Raw genomic sequence first — 19086 nt, 5'->3', positions numbered from 1 at the left:
CAGGTGTGTCGTACCCTCGTCCTCAGTCAGGCACCTAGGTTGAGGGACTCACGTGGCAGAGGCGGAGCGCATCATCGGTACGCCGGACAATCCCGAGGCCGAGCACCCGGACGAAGGCGGCTCCACGGCCGCCGACGCCGCGGTGAACGCGGGCACCGGCAAGCGCAAGATCCTGGCGCTCGTCGGCGTCGCGGTCGTCGCCTACCTGCTGGACCTGGTCTCCAAGCTGATCGTGGTCGCCAAGCTGGAGCACCAGCCGCCGATCGACATCATCGGTGACTGGCTCCAGTTCCGGGCGCTGCGCAACCCGGGTGCCGCGTTCGGGTTCGGCGAGGCGTTCACGGTGATCTTCACCATCATCGCCGCCGGCGTGATCGTGGTCGTCATCCGGCTGGCTCGCAAGCTCTACAGCCTGCCCTGGGCCGTCGCCCTGGGGCTCCTCCTGGGCGGTGCGCTCGGCAACCTCACCGACCGCATCTTCCGGGCGCCCGGTGTGTTCGAAGGGGCGGTGGTCGACTTCATCGCCCCCAAGCACTTCGCCGTCTTCAACCTCGCCGACTCCGCCATCGTCTGCGGCGGCATCCTCATCGTGATCCTGTCCTTCAAGGGTCTGGACCCCGACGGGACCGTCCACAAGGACTGACCGGGCTGCGCGGGGAGTCTCCGGCGCAAGGCATACTCGACTGGTGAGTACGCACCCCGAGATCCGCACCCTGCCCGTACCGGACGGCCTGGAAGGCGAGCGTGTCGACGCCGCCATCTCCCGGATGTTCGGTTTCTCCCGCACCAAGGCCGCCGAGCTGGCCGCCGCCGGGAAGGTCCAGGTGGACGGTTCGGTGGCCGGCAAGTCCGAGCGCGTGCACGGCGGCGCCTGGCTGGAGGTCGAGATGCCGGGCGCGCCCGCCCCGGTCCAGATCGTCGCCGAGCCCGTCGAGGGCATGGAGATCGTCCACGACGACGACGACATCGTGGTCATCATGAAGCCGGTCGGCGTCGCGGCCCACCCCAGCCCCGGCTGGACCGGCACCACCGTCATCGGCGGCCTCGCCGCCGCCGGGTACCGGATCTCCACGTCCGGCGCCGCCGAGCGCCAGGGCATCGTGCACCGCCTCGACGTCGGCACCTCCGGCCTGATGGTCGTCGCCAAGTCCGAGCGCGCGTACACCCTGCTCAAGGCCCAGTTCCGCGACCGGGTCGTCGACAAGAAGTACCACGCGCTCGTCCAGGGCCACCCGGACCCGATGAGCGGCACCATCGACGCCCCCATCGGGCGCCACCCCAACCACGACTACAAGTGGGCCGTCACCGCCGAGGGCAAGCCGTCGGTGACCCACTACGACCTGATCGAGGCGTACCGCGCCGCCAGCCTCCTGGACATCAAGCTGGAGACCGGCCGCACCCACCAGATCCGGGTCCACATGTCCGCCCACCGCCACCCCTGCGTCGGCGACCTGACGTACGGCGCCGACCCGACGCTGGCCAAGCGGCTCGGGCTGACCCGGCAGTGGCTGCACGCGGTGCGGCTGGGCTTCGAGCACCCGAACGACGGCTCCTGGGTGGAGTTCTCCAGCACCTACCCGGCCGACCTCCAGCACGCCCTCGACACCATCGCCGCGGAGAGCCAGTGACCGCCGTACCACCCCCGTACACCGTCCGCAGGGCCGTCGAGGAGAGCGACCTCGCCGCCTGCTTCCAGGTGCGCAAGGAGGTCTTCGTGGGCGAGCAGAACGTGCCCGAGGAGATCGAGTACGACGCCTACGACCCGACCGCCGTGCACGTCCTCGCCGTGGCGGCCGACGGCACCGCCCTCGGTACGGGGCGGCTGCTGCACGGCGCCGACGCGGCCGGGAAGACCGGCGGCGACCTCACCGTCGGCTCGCTCGGCCGGCTCGCGGTCACCCGGCAGGCGCGCGGCCTCGGCGTCGGCGCGGCCCTGGTGCGCGCCATCGAGGACGAGGCGGCCCGGCTCGGCCTGACCGCCGTGGACCTGCACGCCCAGACCCACGCCCTCGGCTTCTACGAGCGGCTCGGATACGTCGCGTACGGTCCCGAGTTCCCGGACGCGGGCATTCCGCACCGGGCGATGCGCCGCGACACCGCGTCCGCCTGATCGAGACCGCGTCTACTTGATCGAGACCGTGTCCACTTGATCGGGACCGGGTCCGCCTGAGCCCGCCGCGCGGGGGGTCTCGGCCGTTCCGTGAACCGTGCGTGGCAGGGTGGAGGCCCTGCCCCGCCGTTGCCCGGCCGGGCTCCTGACGGCCGCTCACCCCGGCCGGACCCGCGGGCACGGCCGAGCCGTGACCTGGACGTCGGCCCGGTGAGCGGCCCGGAACCGTACGCTCCGGAAGGCACCTCCCGTGGATCAGATGGCCCTGCTGCTCCTGCTGCTGCTCGGAGCGGTGGTCACGGTGCCCCTCGGCGCCCGGCTGGGGCTGCCCGCACCGGTCCTGATGACGCTGGCCGGGGTCGCGATGGCGTTCGCGCCCTTCGTGCCGAACGTCGACATCCCGCCCGAGATCATCCTCCCGGCCCTGCTGCCGCCGCTGCTCTACGCCTCCGTGCAGCGCACCTCCTGGCGCCAGTTCGCCGCCAACAAACGCCCGATCTTCCTGCTGGCCGTCGCCCTGGTCTTCGTCACCACGGCCGCCGTCGCCGCGGTCGCCAACTCCGTCGTGCCCGGCCTGCCGATCGCCGCCGCCGTCGCGCTGGGCGCGCTCGTCGCCCCGCCCGACCCGGTCGCCGCGACCGCCGTGGCGGGCTCGGTCGGGCTGCCCCGCCGGCTGGTGTCGATCCTGGAGGGGGAGGGGCTCTTCAACGACGTCACCGCCATCGTGCTCTACCACGTGGCCATCGCCGCGGCGGTGAGCGGCACCTTCTCCGTGCCCGAGGCCTTCGGGCAGCTGATCCTCTCCGCCGTGGTCGCGATCGCCGTCGGCCTCGCGCTCGGCTGGCTCACCAACAAGCTGATGGGCCTGCTGGGCGACGCCACCCTCCAGGTCGGCCTGACCCTGCTGGTGCCCTTCGCCGCCTACGTCCTCGCCGAGGAGCTGATGGGCTCCGGCGTGCTCGCCGTCCTGACCATCGCGCTCTACCTCGCCGAGCACACCGCCGACGCCGACGACGTGCTCGGGCGGCTCACCGGGCGTACCTTCTGGGAGATCGTCGACACCCTCGTCACCGGCGTGGCCTTCGGGCTGATCGGCCTGGAGCTGCACAGCGTGTTCGGCACCTCCGACGGGCGCGAGTTCCAGATGCTCGGCTGGGGGCTCGTGATCGTCGCGGTCGTCGTCGGCGTACGGCTGGCCTGGCTGCTGCCCGCGACCTGGCTCGCCAAGAAGCTCCACACCCGGCGGGACGTCAGCGAGGAGATCCCCACGAGCTGGCGGGAGACCGTCGTCATGTGGTGGGCCGGGATGCGCGGGGTGGCCTCCGTCGCGCTGGCGCTCGCCATCCCGCTGGAGACTGACGACGGACAGCCCTTCCCCGGCCGCGACGAGATCATCTTCATCGCCTTCTGCGTGATCATGGCCACCCTCGTACTCCAGGGCCTCACCCTGCCGTGGCTGGTCCGCAAGCTCCGGGTGCGCGCCGACGCCGAGGTCGAGGAGGCCCTGGAGCGGGACCTCGCCGTGCGCGCCGCCAAGGCCGCCAAGCGCCGGCTCAAGGAGATCCAGGAGGTCGAGGAGTTCCCGGACGAGGTCGTGGAGCGGCTCCAGAAGGCCGCGTACGACATCGGCGCCCGGATCAACCCGGAGATCGTCGACGAGGAGCGGCGCGAGGCGTACGCCAAGCGGGCCGAGCGGTTCAAGGCGGTCAGCCGGGTCCAGCGCGAGATGCTGTCGGCCGCCCGCCACGAGGTGCTCTCGGCGCGCAACGAGGCAGGCTCCGACCCGGAGGTCGTGGACCGGGTGCTGCGCTACCTGGACTTCCGCTCGCTGCGCTGAACCCGGCGGTTCTCAGCCGCGACCCGTCCGGGGCGCCTTGGCGCCGTCCAGGTCGTGGCCGGGGCCGGACCCGTTGCGGCCGGGCCGGGGCCGCGCGCCCGTCAGCTCCGCCCACTGCTCGCCCGGCGGCAGGGCCGCGGGGGAGCTGGCGATCCGCGGCAGCGCGTACGGGTGGTGGTCGCGCAGCCAGCCGATCAACTGCTCGCGCACCGCGCACCGGACCGTCCAGATGTCGTCCGCGTCCTTCGCCGTGACCACCGCCCGCACCTGGATGGTGGACGGCGTCGTGTCGGTGACGGCGAGGGACCAGTCCCGGCCGTCCCAGGCGGCGATGTCGCCGAGGATGTCCCGCAGCTTCTTGCGCATGGCGGCCACCGGAGCCGCGTGGTCCAGGTGGAAGAAGACCGTGCCGGTCATCTGGACCCCGCCGCGCGACCAGTTCTCGAACGGCTTGCTCGTGAAGTACGAGACCGGCATCGTGATCCGCCGCTCGTCCCAGGTCCGTACCGCCAGGAACGTCAGCGTGATCTCCTCGATCGTGCCCCACTCGCCGTCCACCACCACGGTGTCACCGAGCCGGACCATGTCGCCGAACGCGATCTGGAGCCCCGCGAAGAGGTTGCCGAGGGTCGACTGGGCGGCCACACCGGCGACGATGCCGAGCACACCGGCCGAGGCCAGCATCGAGGTGCCGACCCCGCGCATCGCCGGGAACGTCAGCAGCATCGCCGCGATGGCGACCACCATCACGACCGCGATGACGACGCGCTGGATCAGCGTCACCTGCGTACGGACCCGGCGAACCCGGGCAGGATCGCGGGTGGCTGTCGCGTACCGGGCGTAGCTGGCCTCGACGACCGTCGCGGCGGCCCGGACCACCAGCCAGGCCGTGGCACCGATCAGCACCAGGGAGAGGGCCTGGCCGATGCCGACCCGGTGCTCCCACACCCAGGGGATCTTCGTCTGGCGGTAGGAGCCGCGCAGCAGCGCGGTGATGATCACCACCTGCAACGGTGGCCGGCAGCGCCGCAGCAGACCCCACAGCGGGGTCTCGTGGTGGCGGCTGTCGGCCCTGCGCAGCAGCCGGTCGACCAGCCAGCCGACGAGCAGGGTGATCACCACGGAGCCGCCGATGACTATCAGCGGGCGCAGCACGTTCTCCATCTCCTGGTCCTCCAAGCTATGAGGCGCCAATGGCACCATGGGCCTCATGAACATCATGCTTTTCCACTCGACGTACGGGCTCACGCCCGCAGTGCACGCCGCGGCCGCACGTCTGAGGGACGCGGGCCATGAGGTGCGCGTGCCCGATCTTTTCGAGGGGCACACCTTCGACACGGTGGAGGAGGGCATGGCCTTCAAGGAGGAGGTCGGCAAGGAGGAGCTGCTGAAGCGCGCGGTGCTCGCCGCGGCCCCCTACTCCGACCAGGGGCTGGTCTACGCCGGTTTCTCCCTCGGCGCCGCGACCGCGCAGACCCTGGCGCTCGGCGACGCGAAGGCGCGCGGGCTGCTGCTCCTCCACGGCACCTCGGACATCGCCGAGAACGCCACAGTGGACGAGCTTCCGGTCCAACTGCACGTCGCGGACCCGGACCCCTTCGAGTCCCACGACTGGCTGAACAGCTGGTACCTCCAGATGCAGCGCACCGGCGCGGACGTGGAGATCTACCGCTACCCCGGGGCCGGCCACCTGTTCACCGACCCCGACCTCCACGACTACGACCAGGCGGCCGCCGAGCAGACCTGGAAGGTCGCGCTCGGCTTCCTGGCCACGCTGTAGAGCTGTTCCGGCGGACCGGGCGGGCGTACGGAGGAGGTCGGCCCGCCCGGTCCGGGGTCACCCGGAGGCGTTACGCCTTCAGCGCCTTGTCCACCGCCGCCGTGAAGTCGGCCGCCGTCATCGGGGCGTTGTCGCTGCCCTCGGCCGTGACCTTCTTGCCGTCCATCTTCAGCGTCGGCGTGCCCTCCACGCCGCTCTTGCCGAACGCGTCGGACATCTTCATCGCCCAGGCGTCGTACGTGCCGTCCTCGACGTCCTTCTGGAAGGCCTTGTTCCCCTTCAGCGCGTCCACCGAGTCGGCGACCTCGATGAGGTAGCTGTCCTTGGCGAACTTGTCCGCGCTCTCCTCCGGGTGGAACTTCGCGGAGTACAGCGCGGCCTTGTAGTCCATGAACGCCTCGGGGCTCACGTTCAGCGCGGCGCCGAGCGCGCTCAGGGCGTTCTTGGAGCCCTCACCGTTGTCGGTGTTGTCGATGAAGGTCGCACCGACGTACTTGACCTTGTACTTGCCGGCCTCGACGTCCTTCGCGACGGTCTCGCCGACGCCCTGCTCGAACGTGGCGCAGACCGGGCAGCGGGAGTCCTCGTACAGCTCCAGGGTCTTCTTGGCGCCGGACTTGCCGATCACCACGGTGGTCCCGTCGGTGCCGGAGGTGTTCTTCGGCGCGCTGACGCTCTTCGCGTCGGCGGCGGCCTCCCAGGCGTCCGGCTTGTTCAGCTGCGTCACGCCGTAGCTGATACCGCCGACGACGGCGAGGGCCGCGACGATCGAGACGCCGACGACGAGCTGCTTGCGGGTCCTGTCCTTCTTGGCCTGGGCCTCGCGCTCGGCGCGCAGCCGGTCACGGGCCGCTGCCTTGTTCTGCTGGGTGTTGCGCTTGCTCATGGTGGTGTTCTCCGTGGATGCGTGGGGAGGGGGGAAAGGGTGCTGCTCGGCGTCGGCCGTCCTGCCTTCAGGCAGCGGTGGCGTACGCGGTGAGCGGCGGCCCCCTCCGTCCCACGGAGTGCACGAGGAAGCGGGCCGGGGAGAGCGGGTGCACGCGCCCGGCGGCGCGGGGGAGACGAGGCGCGGACCGGACGGTCCCACGCACCACGGCGACCGCGGTGAGCAGCGGCCGGAACGCCATCAGCGCCGCCGTGCGCACCAGCCCCGCGAGCGCGGCCTCGCCGCGCCGCAGCCAGGCGGCCGCGAGCAGCCCGACACCCACATGGGCGGCGAGCAGCAGCCACGGCACGGCCGGACCCGGCTGCGCCAGCAGGGCCGCCGCGCGGTCGCCCGCACCGGTCATCCCGGCGAGCGGGGTGCCCACCGCGCCGACGCCCGCGATCCGCGCCCCGGTCGCGCCGACCTCGCCGCCCCCGCAGAGCACGTCGAAGCCGACCGAGCGCAGCGGACCCGCGATGGGCCCGCCGGCCGCCCCGTAACAGAGGTGCTGGCCGGTGGTGAAGAGCGTGTCGGCCGCCAGCTCCAGCGGGACCAGCAGCCCCGCGATGGCGCCGAAGCCGCGCTCCCGGCCTGCCAGCGCGTACGCCACGCCGAAGACCACCGCCGCGAGGAGTGCGACGGCGGTCAGCGGCAGCGGGACCCCGGAGAGCAGCACATGGGACGCCGTGGACAGGGTGACGACGAGCGCGGCGAACAGCGCCGCGCGCACCACCCTGAGCTGCGTACCTGAAATGTCCATCGCCGGAAAGTGTGTCATGTGCGGAGGTAAGCGGACCTTAAAAGAAGCTGAGAGTCACAGCACGGCCGGATGGTGACGCCTACAGGCCCGGGATCCGGCCGTTGCGGAAGAGGTCCACGAAGATCTGGTGGTCCGCGCGGGCGCGGGCCCCGTAGCTGTGGGCGAAGTCGACCAGCAGCTCGCCGAACCCCTCCTCGTCGGCCGCGATGGCCGCGTCGATCGCCCGCTCCGTGGAGAACGGCACCAACGAGTGGCCGCTCTCGTCGTCCGCCGCCGCGTGCATGGTGGCCGTCGCCCGGCCGAGGTCCGCGACGACCGCCGCGATCTCGTCCACCTCGTCGATCTCGGACCAGTCCAGATCGACCGCGTACGGCGAGACCTCGGCGACCAACTGGCCGGCGCCGTCCAGCTCGGTCCAGCCCAGCCACGGGTCCGCGTGCGCCTGGAGCGCGCGCTGCGAGATCACCGTGCGGTGCCCCTCGTGCTGGAAGTAGTCCCGCACGGCGGCGTCCGTGATGTGCTGGGAGACCGCCGGGGTCTGCGCCTGCTTGAGGTAGATCACCACATCGTTCTCCAGGGCGTCGCTGTTGCCCTCCAGGAGGATGTTGTACGAGGGCAGCCCGGCCGATCCGATGCCGATGCCCCGGCGGCCCACCACGTCCTTGACCCGGTAGGAGTCCGGGCGGGTCAGGCTCGACTCCGGCAGCGTCTCCAGATAGCCGTCGAACGCGGCCAGCACCTTGTACCGCGTGGCGGCGTCCAGGTCGATCGCGCCGCCGCCGTCCGCGAAGCGGCGCTCGAAGTCCCGGATCACCGTCATCGAGTCCAGCAGCGAGAACCGGGTCAGCGAGCGGGCGACGCGCAGCGCGTCCAGCAGCGGGCCCTGAGCGGTGTCCAGCGTGAAGGGCGGCACCTCGTCGTTCTTCGCGCCCGTCGCCAGCGCGTGGATCCGCTCCCGGTAGGCGGCGGCGAAGATCCGGACCAGGTCGGTGATCTGCTCGTCGGACAGCGCCTTCGCGTACCCGATGAGCGCCACGGAGGCGGCGAACCGCTTCAGGTCCCAGGTGAAGGGGCCCACGTACGCCTCGTCGAAGTCGTTGACGTTGAAGACGAGGCGGCCGTTGGCGTCCATGTAGGTGCCGAAATTCTCCGCGTGGAGATCACCGTGGATCCAGACCCGGCCCGTGCGCTCGTCCAGATACGGACCGCCGCGCTGCTCGCGCTCCAGGTCGGTGTAGAACAGGCAGGCCGTGCCCCGGTAGAAGGCGAAGGCCGAGCCCGCCATCTTGCGGAACTTGACCCGGAAAGCGGCCGGATCGGCGGCCAGCAGCTCCCCGAAGGCGGTGTCGAAAACGGCGAGAATCTGCTCCCCGCGCTGCGCTGCGCCGGTCTGCGTTTCCGACATCTCTTGCTGCCTCCTGCTGTCGTTGGCGTGCCTGCCCGGGAACCCGGTGCGTGTGACGGAGTGCATGACAAAACGGACACCCGTCCCGCTCTCTCCAACGCTCGGCGGAAGCCGGGAGTGCCCGTCGTCCGGGTCCGTCACGTCGTAGACTTCCACGCTGTCCCCCCGTCCGTCATCGCCCGACTTCCCGGAGGCCCGACGCCGTGACCAAGCCGCCCTTCACGCACCTGCACGTTCACACCCAGTACTCGCTGCTGGACGGTGCGGCGCGGCTCAAGGACATGTTCGAGGCGTGCAACGAGATGGGCATGTCGCACATCGCGATGACCGACCACGGCAACCTGCACGGCGCCTACGACTTCTTCCACTCGGCGACCAAGGCCGGGGTCACGCCGATCATCGGCATCGAGGCGTACGTCGCCCCGGAGTCGCGCAAGCACAAGCGCAAGGTGCAGTGGGGACAGCCGCACCAGAAGCGCGACGATGTGTCCGGATCCGGTGGTTACACCCACAAGACGATCTGGGCCTCGAACAGCACCGGGCTGCACAACCTCTTCCGGCTCTCCTCCGACGCGTACGCCGAGGGCTGGCTCCAGAAGTGGCCGCGCATGGACAAGGAGACCATCTCCCAGTGGTCCGAGGGGCTCATCGCCTCCACCGGCTGCCCCTCCGGCGAGGTCCAGACCCGGCTGCGGCTCGGCCAGTTCGACGAGGCGGTGCAGGCGGCCTCCGACTACAAGGACATCTTCGGGGCGGACAAGTACTTCCTGGAGCTGATGGACCACGGCATCGAGATCGAGCGCCGGGTCCGTGACGGGCTGCTGGAGATCGGCAAGAAGCTCGACATCCCGCCGCTGGTCACCAACGACTCCCATTACACGTACGCCCACGAGGCGACCGCCCACGACGCCCTGCTCTGCATCCAGACCGGCAAGAACCTCTCCGACCCGGACCGATTCCGCTTCGACGGCACCGGCTACTACCTCAAGACGACGGACGAGATGTACGCCGTCGACTCCTCCGACGCCTGGCAGCAGGGGTGCGCCAACACCCTTCTGGTCGCCCAGCAGATCGACACCGCCGGCATGTTCGAGGCGAAGAACCTCATGCCGAAGTTCGAGATCCCGGACGGCTTCACGGAGATCACCTGGTTCCAGGAGGAGGTCCGGACCGGCATGGCCCGCCGCTTCCCGAACGGTGTCCCCGACGACCGGCAGAAGCAGGTCGAGTACGAGATGGACATCATCATCCAGATGGGGTTCCCGGGGTACTTCCTGGTCGTCGCGGACTTCATCATGTGGGCCAAGAACAACGGCATCGCGGTGGGCCCCGGCCGTGGTTCGGCGGCCGGTTCGATCGTGTCGTACGCCATGGGCATCACCGACCTCGACCCGATCGAGCACGGGCTGATCTTCGAGCGGTTCCTCAACCCCGAGCGCGTCTCCATGCCCGATGTAGACATCGACTTCGACGAGCGCCGGCGCGTCGAGGTGATCCGGTACGTGACGGAGAAGTACGGCGCCGACAAGGTCGCCATGATCGGCACCTACGGCAAGATCAAGGCGAAGAACGCCATCAAGGACTCGGCCCGCGTGCTGGGCTACCCGTACGCGATGGGCGACCGCCTCACCAAGGCGATGCCCGCCGACGTCCTCGGCAAGGGCATCGACCTCAACGGCATCACCGACCCCAAGCACCCGCGCTACAGCGAGGCGGGCGAGATCCGGGGGATGTACGAGAACGAGCCGGACGTCAAGAAGGTCATCGACACGGCAAAGGGCGTCGAGGGCCTGGTCCGGCAGATGGGCGTGCACGCCGCCGGCGTCATCATGTCCAGCGAGCCGATCGTCGACCACGCCCCCGTCTGGGTCCGGCACACCGACGGCGTCACCATCACGCAGTGGGACTACCCGCAGTGCGAGTCGCTCGGCCTGCTGAAGATGGACTTCCTCGGCCTGCGCAACCTGACGATCATGGACGACGCCATCAAGATGGTGAAGTCCAACAAGGGCATCGACCTGGAGATGCTCTCCCTGCCGCTGGACGACCCCAAGACGTACGAACTGCTCTGCCGCGGTGACACGCTCGGCGTCTTCCAGTTCGACGGCGGGCCGATGCGCTCCCTGCTCCGCCAGATGCAGCCCGACAACTTCGAGGACATCTCCGCCGTCTCGGCCCTCTACCGGCCGGGCCCGATGGGCATGAACTCGCACACGAACTACGCGGAGCGCAAGAACGGCCGCCAGGAGATCACCCCGATCCACCCGGAGCTGGAGGAGCCCCTCAAGGAGGTCCTCGGCCTCACCTACGGCCTGATCGTCTACCAGGAGCAGGTCCAGAAGGCCGCCCAGATCGTCGCCGGGTACTCGCTCGGCGAGGCCGACATCCTGCGCCGCGTGATGGGCAAGAAGAAGCCCGAGGAGCTGGCGAAGAACTTCGTGCTCTTCGAGGCCGGCGCCAAGGAGAAGGGGTTCTCCGACGCGGCGATCAAGGCGCTGTGGGACGTCCTGGTGCCGTTCGCCGGGTACGCGTTCAACAAGGCGCACTCCTCTGCGTACGGCCTGGTCACCTACTGGACCGCCTACCTCAAGGCGAACTACCCCGCCGAGTACATGGCCGCCCTGCTGACCTCGGTCAAGGACGACAAGGACAAGTCCGCGGTCTACCTCAACGAGTGCCGCCGCATGCGTATCAAGGTGCTCCCGCCGAACGTCAACGAGTCGCTGTCCAACTTCGCCGCCCAGGGCGACGACGTGATCCTCTTCGGCCTGACCGCCATCCGCAACGTCGGCCAGAACGTCGTGGACTCGATCATCCGGTCCCGCAAGGCGAAGGGGAAGTACAGTTCCTTCCCCGACTTCCTGGACAAGGTGGAGGCGGTCGTCTGCAACAAGCGCACCGTCGAATCGCTGATCAAGGCCGGCGCCTTCGACGAGATGGGCCACACCCGCAAGGGCCTCGTCGCCCACCACGAGCCGATGATCGACAACGTGGTCCAGGTCAAGCGCAAGGAGGCCGAGGGGCAGTTCGACCTCTTCGGCGGCGGCGAGGAGGAGAGCGGCGAGCCGGGCTTCGGGCTCGACGTGGAGTTCTCCGACGTCGAGTGGGAGAAGGCCTACCTGCTGGCCCAGGAGCGGGAGATGCTCGGCCTGTACGTCTCCGACCACCCGCTCTTCGGCCTGGAGCACGTGCTGTCCGACAAGGCCGACTCCTCGATCTCCCAGCTCATGGGCGGGGACTACGGGGACGGCGCCATCGTCACCGTCGGCGGCATCATCTCCGGCCTCCAGCGCAAGATGACCAAGCAGGGCAACGCCTGGGCCATCGCCACCGTGGAGGACCTGGCCGGCTCCATCGAATGCATGTTCTTCCCCGCCACCTACCAGCTCGTCTCCACCCAGCTCGTCGAGGACACCGTCGTCTTCGTCAAGGGAAGGCTCGACAAGCGCGAGGACGTGCCCCGGCTGGTCGCCATGGAGATGCAGGTCCCGGATATTTCCAACGCCGGGACCAACGCGCCCGTCGTCCTCACGATCCCCACCGTGAAGATCACCCCGCCCATGGTCACCCGGCTCGGCGAGGTGCTCAGCCACCACCGGGGCGACACCGAGGTGCGCATCAAGCTCCAGGGCCCCCGCAAGACGACCGTCCTGCGCCTGGACCGGCACCGGGTCAAGGCCGACTCGGCCCTCTTCGGCGATCTGAAGGTGCTGCTCGGGCCGTCCTGCCTGGCCGGCTGAGCCGTCGCGTAGAGACAAGAGAGGCGTCCCGCACCGTGCGGGACGCCCCTCTCGTGGTTGACCGACCGCGAGCCGCCGACGCGTCAGTTGTGACCGAAGCGCCGCTGGTGCTTGCGCGCCACGTCGGACGGGCTGCCCTGGGACTGCGTCTGCGGCTGGGTCTGCGACTCGAACGCCGTCGACTTGGCCTGCTCGGCGCTACGCTCCGACGCGGACGCGCGATCGTGCTGGCTGCCCTGCTTGCGGTTCTTGTTCTTGGCCATGGTGAATGCCTCCTGTGGGGAATCCTGGGGGGCCAGGACCATCGTCAGATTCACATAGCGCCGCAAACCGTGCATGTTGGATCATTACCGTGCGTAGCGGTATCCGCAGTGAGGGCCGTTCCGACTCTCCGCCCCAGACCTTTTCCAGCCCTTTCCCGATTCGCCACGCCGATGATCGAGTTCCGGCCGTTAACCCTTGTGCGGTCGGGCAGACTCGAAGGAAACCCTGGGTAAGCGGACCCGGTCATCGAGGGACGGGCCGCTGAACCGTTCCCGAACTCCTGGAAGAGGGTGGAACGCGTGGACCGTTGCGTCGTCCTGGTGGACGCCGGCTACTTGCTGGGCGCAGCCGCGAGCCTGCTGGCCGGAGAGCCCGCCCGTTCCCGCATCACCGTCGACCACGCGGCCCTCATCCAGGGGCTGCGCGAGCGGGCCGAGGCCGATACGCAGCAGCCGCTGCTGCGGATCTACTGGTTCGACGGCGCCCCCGACCGGGTGCCCCAGCCCGAGCACCGAAGGCTCCGGGTGATGCCCCGGGTGACCGTACGGCTGGGAGCCCTGACCCGCAGCGACGGACGCTGGGCGCAGAAGGGCGTGGACGCCGCCATGCACGCCGAGCTCACCGAGCTGGCCAGGAACCGGGCCTGCTCGGACGTGGTCCTGGTGACCGGTGACGGCGACCTGCTGCCCGGCCTGATGTCCGCCAAGGAGCACGGGGTCGCCGTCCACCTCTGGGCCGTCCAGGCCGCCGACGGCGACTACAACCAGTCCGAGGACCTCGTCGCCGAGGCGGACGAGCGCCGCGTCCTCGACCGGGCCTGGATCACCAAGGCCGTCCGTGCCAAGGACACCGGCGGCACCTGCCCGCCGCCGCCCGCCCCGCGCCCCGAGATCGCCGCCATCCTCTCCGCGCCGCTGCCCGAGGCCGCCCTCGCCGCCTCCGCCGAGCGGGCCTCCGAAGCGGCCCAGGCGGCCCAGGCCGCCGTCGCCCGCAACGACCCCGACGCGCCCGCCGGGACCGCCCCCTCCGGGACCCCGGCCACCCCCGGCCACAAGGGCGTCCCCACCCCCAAGGACCTCGCCGCCCTCCGCGCCCACTCCACCCACCCCGACCGGACCGCCGCCCAGCACGCGGCCCCGGCCAACGCCACCCTGCGCTGGTCCTCCGACAAGGGCTGGGTCGAGCGCGGCGGCCCCCTCGGCGAACCCGCCGAGACCGCCTCCCTGCCGACCCTCGCCCAGGTCACCAGCGCCGAACAGCGCTGGGCCGACCGGGAGGAGGACATCACCACCGTCGGCGGCGACCCCTTCGAGGTCGGCCAGGTCTTCGCCCGGCGCTGGATGGAGCGGCTCCCGGAGACCGTCCACCTCCAGAAGCTCTCCACCATGTACCCGCGCATCCCGCACCGCATCGACGGTGAACTCCTGCGGTACGCGGCCCGCTTCGGGCTCCTCGCCCACAAGGACGACCAGATCGACGAGCACGACCGCTATGCGATCCGGGCCGGGTTCTGGCGCGAGATCGACGTGCGGGCGGCGGCGGAGCACGTGCCCGCCGGGGAGTAGGCGCGTACGCGGGGTGCGCGACGCGTGTCTCCCGCGGATCGTGCCGGGCTCCGCGACGCGTGGTGGCCCCGGACGCGAACCGGGGCATGTGACCCCGTACCCTCGTACCTCGTGAGTACGGGCACAGCACAGGCGCAGAGCGACACCGGCACCGTGTGCGCGGTGCGTGACCTCGTCAAGACCTATCCCGCCGTCCGGGGCCGCCGCGGCGCGCCCGCCACCCCCGAGGTGCGGGCCACCGACGGGATCAGCCTCGATGTCGAGCGCGGCGAGATCTTCGGGCTCCTCGGCCCCAACGGCGCCGGCAAGTCCACGCTGGTCCGCCAGCTCACCGGGCTGATGCGCCCCGACTCCGGCTCCGTCGAGGTCCTCGGCCACGATCTCGTACGCCACCCCGAGCGGGCCTCCCGGCTGATCGGCTACCTCGGGCAGGAGTCCACCGCCCTCGACGAGCTGACGGTCTCCCTGGCCGCCGAGACCACCGGCCGGCTGCGCGGCCTCCACGTCCGCGAGGCCCGCGCCGAACGCGACGCCGTACTGGAGGAGCTCGGCCTGACCGAGCTGGCCGGGCGGCCCCTGAAGAAGCTCTCCGGCGGACAGCGCAGGCTCGCCTGCTTCGCCGCCACGCTCGTCGGGGACCGGCCGGTGCTGGTCCTGGACGAGCCGACGACCGGCATGGACCCGGTGGCCCGGCGGGCCGTCTGGGCCGCCGTCGACCGCCGCCGGGCCGAACGCGGCGCGACCGTCCTGCTGGTCACCCACAACGTCATCGAGGCCGAGACCGTCCTCGACCGGGTCGCCGTCCTGGAACGCGGCCGGGTCATCGCCTGCGACACCCCCTCCGGGCTCAAGGAGAAGGTCGCCGGCGAGGTCCGCGTCGAGCTCATGTGGCGCGAGCGGGCCCCGCTGGACGTCCCGGAGGTCGCGGCGCTGCGCCCGTCCGCCCAGGAGTCCGGGCGGCGCTGGGTGCTGCGGCTCGGCCCCGACGAGGCCCGGGCCGCGGTCGCCGCGGTGACGGGCGGCGCGGCCTTCGCCGCACTCGACGATTTCACCCTGGCCACACCCAGCCTGGAAGATGTGTACCTGGCGCTCGGGGGAGACGCGGCCAATGCGAGCAAAGGGCTGGTGAAGGCGTGAGGAACCGGGGACGCGGGGCGCGGGCGCTGAACGGTGCGCGGGCGCTGTGCGTAATGCGGTACGTGGTGGTGGGCGCGGTGGATGCGCCGGACGGGTGTAAGGGGAGCGGCCTCAGGTGACGAGCATCATTCCGGCCAGGACCGCCCCTTCGCGCGTCCGGCCCCTGCCCCGCCCCACCGGCCCCGGCGCCGCCGCGCGGACCGTGCCCGCCCCGCTCGCGCCGCGCGCCCGGCTGCTGCCCTCGCTGGCCGCCGTCTACCGCGCCCAGCTCTCCCGGGCGCGGGTCGCCCGGATCCCGCTGCTCTTCGTGGCGACCTTCCAGTCCGTCGGGATCATGGTCCTGATGCGGGGCGTCGTCGACGGCGGGGCCGAGGCGCGTGCGGTGGTCGCCGGCTCCAGCGTGCTGGTCGTGGCGTTCGTCGCGCTCAACCTGCTCGCGCAGTACTTCGGCCAGTTGCGGGCGGGCGGTGGGCTCGACCACTACGCCACCCTCCCGGTGCCGCCGGCCGCGGTGGTGCTGGGGGCGGCGGCCGCGTACGCCTCGTTCACCGTGCCCGGCACGGTCTTCACAGCGATCACCGGGAGCGTGCTCTTCCAGCTCCCGATGACCCATCTCTGGGTCCTGGTCGCCGTCATCCCGCTCTCCGGCGCCGCCTTGGCCGGTCTGGGGGCGGCTCTCGGGCTGCTCGCCCCGCGCCAGGAGCTGGCCACGCTGCTGGGCCAGCTCGGCATGTCCGCCGCCCTGCTGCTCGGGGTGCTGCCGGCCGACCGGCTGCCGGAGCCGGTGGGGTGGGCGCGGGACCTGCTGCCCTCGACGTACGGGGTCGAGGCGCTGGCCCGCTCCTTCGACGCCTCGCCCGACTGGGGCATGATCGGCCTCTTCCTCGCGGTGTGCGCGGTGGTGGGGGTGCTGTCGCTGGCGGTGGCCACGTGGGCGTACCGGCGGGCGGCGGTGCGGTAGGGCGGTCGGCGGTCGGTACGTCGGTGGCTCGCCGTACGTCGGTGGCTCGCCCCGTACGCACGGGTGCGGCAGCCGGTGAGGCGCCGCACAGGGTGGCCTGGCACGATGGCACGGTGACCGCACCTCTGACGCCGCCTCACCAGCCGAACCCCCACGATCCGTGGCAGGGCCCGCCCTCGGGCTCCCACCTCGCGCCCGCGTACGACGCGTCCGAAGACCCGGACACGGCGACGGAGCTCCGGCAGGCCGCCGTGGTCACCGTGCTCGTGGCGCTCGCCGGCATCGCGCTCGGGCTGCTGTGGCTGTGGCTGGCGCCCCGCGTCCCCCTGGTCTCCGACGGCAGCGCCGTCTTCCTGGAGAACAGCGAGGGCGAGGAGGCGATCGGGGCGGACGGAACGTTCGTCCTGTTGGCGGCCGTGTTCGGCGTGCTGTCGGCGGCCGCCGTCGCCTGGCGGCTGCGGCGGGGCGGTGTCCTCGTGGTGGTGGGACTCGCGCTGGGCGGGGTGCTCGGCTCGCTGCTGGCCTGGCGGGTGGGGATCTGGCTGGGGCCGTCCTCCGACGTGGTGGCCCGCGCGCGGGAGGCCGGCAAGGGGGTCGTCTTCGACGCGCCGCTGGAGCTGCACGCGGTGGTGGTGGCGGTGCTGGTGTGGCCGTTCGTGGCGCTGGCCCTGCATGTCCTGCTGACGGCGGCGTTCGGGGCGCGGGAGCCTGAGCCGGCTTGGGTGGGGGAGGGGTGGACGTCTTACTACGGGGAGCCGGGGGCGGGTGGGGCTGTGCCGCCCGGTGGGCCTGGTGCGCCGCCTGCTGGGGGGCCCGGGGGCTCGTAGGGCGCCTGCGGCGGGCTGTTCCCCTACCCGCCCCTTCCCGAAACCGGGGCTGCGCCCCCCGCCCCCTTTTGTCCTCAAGCGCCGGACGGGCTGGATGTGCCGCCCGGCGGATCCGGGGCGTCTCTCTCGGTTCATGCTGAGGCGGCATCCCGCTCTGCTTCTGTGCGGGTGATGATGTTCGCTTGCGCGGACACCGGGCGGTGGAGCCCCGTAGTCCAGGACGACGTAGAGGGCCTGGCCTTCACCTTGGGTGCTGGTGAGCGCGGTAGCGATGCCGTTCTGCCTGATCGTGGTCGGCGTCCGGTCCCTCATCGGCGGAGCGGCCCCGCGGCGGGGGCCGCTCCGGACGGCGGTCACCTGATGGGTGAGCGAAGGGTGACCGGTTGAGGTGTCAGTTGCCGGAGCCGGCGATTGCGGTGACGCGGATCTCCACGCGCATGGCGGCAAGGCCGAGGACGGTGACGCCGGTTTCGGTCCAGATCGGCGCGCGGCCATCCAGGCGGAGGCGGAATTGCTCGGCCATGATGCGGTTGACGTCCTCGCTGATGACCTCTTCCCCGGGGGCGACCTTGTGGTACGAGTTGACGTGGATGACGTCCCCCCAGGCGGCGCCGACCGTGGCGAGCGCGCGCCCCACGTTCTCGAAGGCCTGGACGATCTCCTCCTCCAGCGAGTCCGGGATGTTCAGATCGTCGTCCACACCTGCCTGGCCGGAGATCTCGACCCGGTCCCCGACGCGGACGGCGCTGCTGTAGCCGAGGGCGTCGTGAAGCTTCTCGCCATGGCCTGGAACGATGCCGAAAGTGACCGTGTCCATGATGCTCCTGCTTCCTCTCTCCAGGGCCGCGCGTTGCCCTGATATGACTTCACGCGTAAAGTTAATTTATCAAGAGTTGACTTCAAGCGCAAAGTGATGGAGGAGTCTTCCCGAGGAACGGGCAAACCCAGGAGGAGGGTTCGTGAGCGACAGGGTCGAGGGTGAGGGTGGCGAGGGGCCGCGCTGGCTCAACGGTCAGGAGAAGGCGCTGGGTCGTCCGAAGCCCTGACCCGGCCGACGGGCGTTACACCCTCGCCGAACTCACCGCCGCAGGCGTCGACATCGTGGACCGGGCGGCTCCCACGCATCTACGTGCCGTACGCGGTCTCGTCCTGGACTCCCTCAGCACCGCCGACCAGAAGGCCCTCACCCGGATCGCGGAGAAGATACACATCGTCCCCGACGACTTCGCCTGAGGCCCCTCCGGACTCGGCCCTGAGTTCCGGTGCGGCCGGCGACCGCACGGTCATCGTGAGTGTGACCGCCGAAACCCCTGGGCCGTCGAGGCCCTCGGCCCGACTGCTCCCGTCCTGGGAGCCCGGAGGGTTCTTGGGCGGGCCGTGTGAGGGGGAGCATCGCGGGGTGACGCCGGTCGGCGTATGCCCGTACGGGCTGATCCTTCGCGCCGCTGCTTCGCTCTCGTTCCTCGACGCCACGCTGCGGGGCGCTCCGGCTGACCTGCCCGCCGTCCTCGCGGCCCATGGGGAGGTGACGGTCCACCGGCCGAAGCCGCCCGCCGCACCGCAGGGAACTCGCTGATCGTCGGCCGGGGAACCCGATGATCGTCGGTGTACCGGTGTACCGGTGTACCGGTGCGCCGGCAGGTCGTCGGAGCGTGCGCTCTCGCCCTGCGTTTTCGCCCTGGGGTTGAGCGGCTTCCGGCTGCTCAGCAGGTGAGTCCGGAGCCCGGTGCCACGTCGAGGATGCCGGTGATGCGTTCGTACCGTTGCACGCGCGC

General features: G+C 71.0%; 18 protein-coding genes. 12 read left to right on the top strand and 6 right to left on the bottom strand.

The window, feature by feature from the left end; all coding sequences use genetic code 11:
- The first annotated feature begins 52 nt into the window (after positions 1-52).
- From lspA to ACFWRT_RS19460, 4 genes are all read left to right on the top strand, one after another.
- On the top strand, positions 53-643 hold the full coding sequence (gene lspA, locus ACFWRT_RS19475) for a signal peptidase II (RefSeq protein WP_380955690.1): 591 nt from the start codon (positions 53-55) through the stop codon (positions 641-643).
- A 43-nt stretch (positions 644-686) separates the two neighbouring features.
- Positions 687-1628, top strand: coding sequence for an RluA family pseudouridine synthase (locus ACFWRT_RS19470; RefSeq protein ID WP_380955689.1), 942 nt, complete (start codon positions 687-689; stop codon positions 1626-1628).
- Positions 1625-2110, top strand: coding sequence for a GNAT family N-acetyltransferase (locus tag ACFWRT_RS19465; protein WP_380955688.1), 486 nt, complete (start codon positions 1625-1627; stop codon positions 2108-2110). Before ACFWRT_RS19470 ends, ACFWRT_RS19465 begins: the two co-directional genes overlap by 4 nt.
- A 250-nt stretch (positions 2111-2360) precedes the next feature.
- Positions 2361-3947: a Na+/H+ antiporter gene (locus tag ACFWRT_RS19460; RefSeq protein ID WP_380955686.1), complete on the top strand. Its 1587-nt coding sequence runs from the start codon at positions 2361-2363 to the stop codon at positions 3945-3947.
- Positions 3948-3959: 12 nt separating this feature from the next.
- Here ACFWRT_RS19460 and ACFWRT_RS19455 read toward each other — a convergent pair whose 3' ends face one another.
- Positions 3960-5111 (bottom strand): mechanosensitive ion channel family protein, encoded by a 1152-nt coding sequence (locus ACFWRT_RS19455; protein ID WP_380955685.1) that lies wholly within the window; start codon positions 5109-5111, stop codon positions 3960-3962.
- A gap of 37 nt (positions 5112-5148) precedes the next feature.
- On the opposite strand from ACFWRT_RS19455, the gene ACFWRT_RS19450 reads away from it, so the two are divergent.
- Positions 5149-5727 (top strand): dienelactone hydrolase family protein, encoded by a 579-nt coding sequence (locus ACFWRT_RS19450; RefSeq protein WP_109166157.1) that lies wholly within the window; start codon positions 5149-5151, stop codon positions 5725-5727.
- Positions 5728-5797: 70 nt separating this feature from the next.
- Here the strand turns inward: ACFWRT_RS19450 and ACFWRT_RS19445 are convergent, their stop codons facing one another.
- The 3 genes from ACFWRT_RS19445 to ACFWRT_RS19435 form a co-directional block, all read right to left on the bottom strand.
- Positions 5798-6613: a DsbA family protein gene (locus ACFWRT_RS19445; protein ID WP_380955684.1), complete on the bottom strand. Its 816-nt coding sequence runs from the start codon at positions 6611-6613 to the stop codon at positions 5798-5800.
- Between the two features lie 67 nt (positions 6614-6680).
- Positions 6681-7412, bottom strand: coding sequence for a hypothetical protein (locus tag ACFWRT_RS19440; protein ID WP_380955682.1), 732 nt, complete (start codon positions 7410-7412; stop codon positions 6681-6683).
- A gap of 79 nt (positions 7413-7491) precedes the next feature.
- Entirely contained in the window at positions 7492-8817 is a 1326-nt protein-coding gene (locus tag ACFWRT_RS19435) for a DUF2252 domain-containing protein (RefSeq protein WP_380955680.1), read from the bottom strand.
- A gap of 203 nt (positions 8818-9020) precedes the next feature.
- Between ACFWRT_RS19435 and dnaE the strand changes: the two genes are divergently transcribed.
- Positions 9021-12557 (top strand): DNA polymerase III subunit alpha, encoded by a 3537-nt coding sequence (gene dnaE, locus ACFWRT_RS19430; protein WP_380955679.1) that lies wholly within the window; start codon positions 9021-9023, stop codon positions 12555-12557.
- Between the two features lie 83 nt (positions 12558-12640).
- Here the strand turns inward: dnaE and ACFWRT_RS19425 are convergent, their stop codons facing one another.
- Positions 12641-12820, bottom strand: coding sequence for a hypothetical protein (locus tag ACFWRT_RS19425; RefSeq protein ID WP_380955677.1), 180 nt, complete (start codon positions 12818-12820; stop codon positions 12641-12643).
- A 291-nt stretch (positions 12821-13111) separates the two neighbouring features.
- Between ACFWRT_RS19425 and ACFWRT_RS19420 the strand changes: the two genes are divergently transcribed.
- From ACFWRT_RS19420 to ACFWRT_RS19405, 4 genes are all read left to right on the top strand, one after another.
- The gene (locus tag ACFWRT_RS19420) at positions 13112-14386 is read left to right on the top strand and encodes an NYN domain-containing protein (RefSeq protein ID WP_380955675.1); all 1275 of its coding nucleotides are present in this window, start codon (positions 13112-13114) and stop codon (positions 14384-14386) included.
- A 153-nt stretch (positions 14387-14539) separates the two neighbouring features.
- Positions 14540-15523, top strand: coding sequence for an ABC transporter ATP-binding protein (locus ACFWRT_RS19415; protein ID WP_084753379.1), 984 nt, complete (start codon positions 14540-14542; stop codon positions 15521-15523).
- 115 nt (positions 15524-15638) lie between these two features.
- Entirely contained in the window at positions 15639-16484 is an 846-nt protein-coding gene (locus ACFWRT_RS19410) for an ABC transporter permease (protein WP_380955673.1), read from the top strand.
- 92 nt (positions 16485-16576) lie between these two features.
- Entirely contained in the window at positions 16577-17311 is a 735-nt protein-coding gene (locus ACFWRT_RS19405) for an ABC transporter permease (RefSeq protein ID WP_380955672.1), read from the top strand.
- Positions 17312-17702: 391 nt separating this feature from the next.
- Here ACFWRT_RS19405 and ACFWRT_RS19400 read toward each other — a convergent pair whose 3' ends face one another.
- On the bottom strand, positions 17703-18128 hold the full coding sequence (locus ACFWRT_RS19400) for a Rid family hydrolase (protein ID WP_380955671.1): 426 nt from the start codon (positions 18126-18128) through the stop codon (positions 17703-17705).
- A gap of 284 nt (positions 18129-18412) precedes the next feature.
- Between ACFWRT_RS19400 and ACFWRT_RS19395 the strand changes: the two genes are divergently transcribed.
- Positions 18413-18544 (top strand): hypothetical protein, encoded by a 132-nt coding sequence (locus ACFWRT_RS19395; RefSeq protein ID WP_380955669.1) that lies wholly within the window; start codon positions 18413-18415, stop codon positions 18542-18544.
- A 166-nt stretch (positions 18545-18710) separates the two neighbouring features.
- Positions 18711-18887 (top strand): hypothetical protein, encoded by a 177-nt coding sequence (locus tag ACFWRT_RS19390; RefSeq protein WP_380955668.1) that lies wholly within the window; start codon positions 18711-18713, stop codon positions 18885-18887.
- The last annotated feature ends 199 nt before the right edge of the window (positions 18888-19086 follow it).

It is taken from the genome of Streptomyces cyaneofuscatus (assembly GCF_042718795.1).
GTDB lineage: Bacteria > Actinomycetota > Actinomycetes > Streptomycetales > Streptomycetaceae > Streptomyces > Streptomyces cyaneofuscatus_A.
This window is presented reverse-complemented; position numbering and strand designations above follow the sequence as displayed.

Coding starts and splice junctions, on each gene's coding strand:
- ACFWRT_RS19455 (WP_380955685.1), bottom strand. CDS start 5,111: ATGGAGAACGTGCTGCGCCCGCTGATAGTCATCGGCGGCTCCGTGGTG.
- ACFWRT_RS19450 (WP_109166157.1), top strand. CDS start 5,149: ATGGGCCTCATGAACATCATGCTTTTCCACTCGACGTACGGGCTCACG.
- ACFWRT_RS19445 (WP_380955684.1), bottom strand. CDS start 6,613: ATGAGCAAGCGCAACACCCAGCAGAACAAGGCAGCGGCCCGTGACCGG.
- ACFWRT_RS19440 (WP_380955682.1), bottom strand. CDS start 7,412: ATGGACATTTCAGGTACGCAGCTCAGGGTGGTGCGCGCGGCGCTGTTC.
- ACFWRT_RS19435 (WP_380955680.1), bottom strand. CDS start 8,817: ATGTCGGAAACGCAGACCGGCGCAGCGCAGCGCGGGGAGCAGATTCTC.
- ACFWRT_RS19425 (WP_380955677.1), bottom strand. CDS start 12,820: ATGGCCAAGAACAAGAACCGCAAGCAGGGCAGCCAGCACGATCGCGCG.
- ACFWRT_RS19400 (WP_380955671.1), bottom strand. CDS start 18,128: ATGGACACGGTCACTTTCGGCATCGTTCCAGGCCATGGCGAGAAGCTT.